General features: G+C 66.0%; 3 protein-coding genes. All 3 read right to left on the bottom strand.

Features of this window, described 5'->3' with window-relative positions:
- Window positions 1–2,111, bottom strand: a 2,111-nt coding sequence (locus WAW17_RS05480; protein WP_422331994.1) for a DEAD/DEAH box helicase family protein, incomplete at its 3' end; no start/stop codon positions are given.
- Window positions 2,112–2,362: 251 nt separating this feature from the next.
- Complete coding sequence (locus tag WAW17_RS05475; protein ID WP_422331993.1) at window positions 2,363–2,863, bottom strand: hypothetical protein; 501 nt, start codon at window positions 2,861–2,863, stop codon at window positions 2,363–2,365.
- Between the two features lie 216 nt (window positions 2,864–3,079).
- Window positions 3,080–3,542: hypothetical protein (locus WAW17_RS05470; RefSeq protein ID WP_422331992.1), on the bottom strand; the 463-nt coding region annotated here is incomplete at its 5' end.

Below are 3,542 nucleotides of genomic sequence, written 5' to 3'. Positions count from 1 at the left end.
CCATCGGTGCCGGCATCCCCTGCGCTGTCGGGGGGGGTGTCGGTGCCGTGTGCGGCGGTGCCGCCGACGGATTCGTCGCTGTCGCGGGTGGGGCCGATGTGGCCGCCCATCAACCGGTCGGTGCCCTTGCCGGTCTTGGTGTCCGACTTCGCGTTCAGGGCGATGGAGTTGACCATCGCATTGAACCGGTCATCGTGCGCGCGTAGGGCGTTGAGGACCTGCCAGACCACCTTGAAGCGGCGGTTGTCCGACAACGCCTTCGACGGGGACACCCCGGCGGGGACAGCCACGGGAAGGATGATGTAGCCGTAGTCCTTGTTGTCGGCCTTGCGCATCACCCTGCCGACGGACTGCACCACGTCGACCACCGAGTTGCGGGGGTGCAGGAACATCACCGCGTCCAGGGCAGGCACGTCCACGCCCTCGGACAGGCAGCGGGCGTTGGTCAGGATCCGGCATTCGCCCTCGGGAATCGGGGCTTTGAGCCAGGCCAGTTCAGCGTTGCGCTGCAGGGCGTTGAAGGTGCCGTCGACATGGTGCACCGCGCAGCTCAGGTCGAGGTTGGTTCCGTCGACACCGCGGCCGTCGTTCTCGTTGTCTTCGAGCAGGTCCCGGTAGGCGTCGACGACGGCCGGGAACACCTCGGCTACCTGCTTGGAGGCGGCGATGTCCTTCGCGAAGGCCACCGCCCGGCGCATCGGGGCCTCGCCGGGGGCGAAGCCGGTGCCCTCGGGGGTGCGACCGGCCCGTTTGGCGAGGCCGTTCCAGCAGCCGACGATCTTGGAGGCGTCATCGAGTCTCAGCTCGCTGAAATCTCCCGCAAGCTGCTGTTGCAGCGGGGAAGCGACCAGGTCCTCATCGACGGTCAACACGATCACCTTGTAGTCGGTGAGCAGGCCGCGTTCGACCGCTTCACCGAACGAGAGCCGGTGGAACTCCGGCCCGTACTTGGTCTCATCGTCCATCGAGGTCAATTCGGCGGAGTGTTCCTCGGCCTGATCCTTGACCTTGTCGTCGAACAGCCGCGGGGTCGCGGTCATGTAGAGCCGGCGGTCCGACTGCAGGTAGTCGGCGTCGTGGACGCGGACGAAGTTCGACTCGTCCTGCCCGAACAGGGTCACCCCGGTCGTGCGATGCGCCTCGTCGCAGATCACCAGATCGAACCGGTCCACACCATCGTTTTGCGCGGCGGCGACCACCGGGAGGGACTGATAGGTGGTGAACACGACCGTCAAACCCTTGGCCCGTTTGCGGTGCCGCATCTCGGCGGCGAGCTTGACCGGGTCGGTAGTGACCGGGATCGCGACATCGTGGATGCCCATGTCCTCGGCTGAGCGGGAGACCTTGGTGTCCGAGCACACCGCGAACGCCCGCAGGTCCAGCTGGGTCTGCGCGGTCCACTCCCGCAGCGTCTGGGACAGCAGCGAGATCGACGGGACAGCGAACAAGATCCGGGCGCTGCCTCCCTGCTCGAGGGCGGTGCGTTCGGCGATCTTGAGTGCGGTGAAGGTCTTGCCGGTGCCGCAGGCCATGATCAGTTTGCCGCGGTCGTTGCCGGCCTCAAACCCGGCGAACACCGCATCGATGGCGTCCTGCTGGTGGGGTCGGGAATCGTGGCGTTTCGCCTCCGACAGGTCGACGTGGAGCTCGCCCTGCGGCCAGGCGATGTTCCAGTCGATCGGGGATTCGGCGATCTCGGCCAGCCCGATCCGCTGCACCGGGATGGTCTGGTCCTCGAGAGAGGCTTCGGCGTTACGGCCCCACCGGTCGGTGGTGGAGATGATCACCCGGTTGGTGAACGGCTTCTTACCCGAGGCGGTGAAGAACGAGTCGATATCGGCCTTGGCGAGGGTGTGGGTGGGTTCGTAGAACTTGCACTGGATCGCGGTGTAGGCGCCGGAGTCGCGTTCGCGGGCAACCACGTCGATGCCAGTGTCGGGCTTGCCGTCACGGCCCGGCCAGTCGATCCACCGCCAGACCGCCTCGTACTGCTGCGAGAGCATCGGGTCGAGCTCGAAATAGCGGACCATCAACTGCTCGAACTTGGTGCCCCGCTCCGAGTTGGACGGCGCAGCACGGAACGCTTCGATCACCTCGTGCACCGACGCCACTGGACACTTCCCTTTTCGCAGACCACACGCACACCCGAAACAGTGGTGCTCAGCCGACAATCTTGCCTGGCTGGTTCGTGTGCTCGGCCACCGGTCCATCGGAATTGCTGGTGTCGACCGAAATGCACCTCAGCCGGTGGACCACGGACACGCTCATGCTCCCCGCCCAGATTCTCGGTGCCGTTGATCCGGACCACGGCCCTGTCATCCGATTGAATGACAGGGCTGCGACGGCAATCAACAGACCCTTGCTATCCGGTCAGGTTCGCGAACGGGCGCTTGGTGTGTGCCGCGGAGAACTCGGCGATCAACTTTCTTTCAAGCGTGCGCGCATCCTCGTCGGCGGTCGGTCTCCACCCGACCAGCAGCTCCTCGCTGTCGGCGAGCTGCCAGATGTAGCGGCCACCCCAGTGCCCGACCGGCTCCCCGGCTCCGTGCCGACGGTATTCGTCGAGGCGCTTGCGCAGCCCACGTCTGCCGGTGCTTCCTCCGCTGGCCTTCCCGATGTACACCACAGCTGACCCTGAGACCCAGGCGTTCTCCAACGCGGCGAGAGGGACCGAGGGATCCTTGCCCTTGAACCAGCCGGCCGGACTCTCCCGGAGAAACTCCGGTTCCGTGGCGGCCGACCGGACCACCACGTACACCCCGGGATCGGTGGGTACGCCTGCCGCCGGCAGCTCACCGAACCGAACGAATCCCGAGAAACCCGCCGCAACCAAGGCATCCTGTGTCCATTCCACGGCCAACATCTTGCCGTCCAGTCGGCTACTACCGGCACAGTGGGTACTGACGTCCTGGCCCGCTTGGGACGTCGAACGCCCGCGGATTGTTGCCAGCGGTCACGGCGTCGACGGTAAGAACTGCCCACGTATTTCTTTGCGGCCCAAACCTGCCCACAGACGCCGAGTGGTGTCCTCCTGGACGTGGTTGCCGCGGCACGCGATCTGATCTGACGCTTCGCCGGTTCAGGCCTTGTTCTTGTCGAGGAGCGCCTGGGCCTTGGTCCTGCGCGCAACGAGCGGATGCGTCTCGTCGACGTCGCAGCGGTTGCGACGGGCAGCGTCGATCCAGCGCTGCAGGATTGCGGTCTCGGATGCGTAGGCGTTCTGCTTGCGATAGATGATGGCGGCCTGCTCGGTGTACCACGGCGCGGGCAGACCACCGCCCAGCGTGGTCGGGCGCTCGACGACCTCCACGCATTCGAGCAGCAATTCCAAGGCCGCGTCGAGGCGTCCCTCGCGCTTGAGCTGCTTGACCGGTTCGACCCAGGCGGTGAAGTGCCTGCCCCGCACCCATTGCAGGGGGTCGTTGCGGTTGTTCGGTGCAACATTGTCGTCGTCGGCCAGTGCATAGGCATCCACGGTCGACGGCGCTGCGAGGTTGGGCAACTCGATGCCCCGGTCGCCGGTCAGCAGCGCTTCCATCTGC

The organism is Rhodococcus sp. (in: high G+C Gram-positive bacteria) (assembly GCF_049286785.1).
In the GTDB taxonomy this organism is placed as follows: Bacteria; Actinomycetota; Actinomycetes; order Mycobacteriales; family Mycobacteriaceae; genus Rhodococcus_F.
Note: the sequence above shows the minus strand (reverse complement) of the source record. Positions and strands in the feature narration are given on the sequence as shown.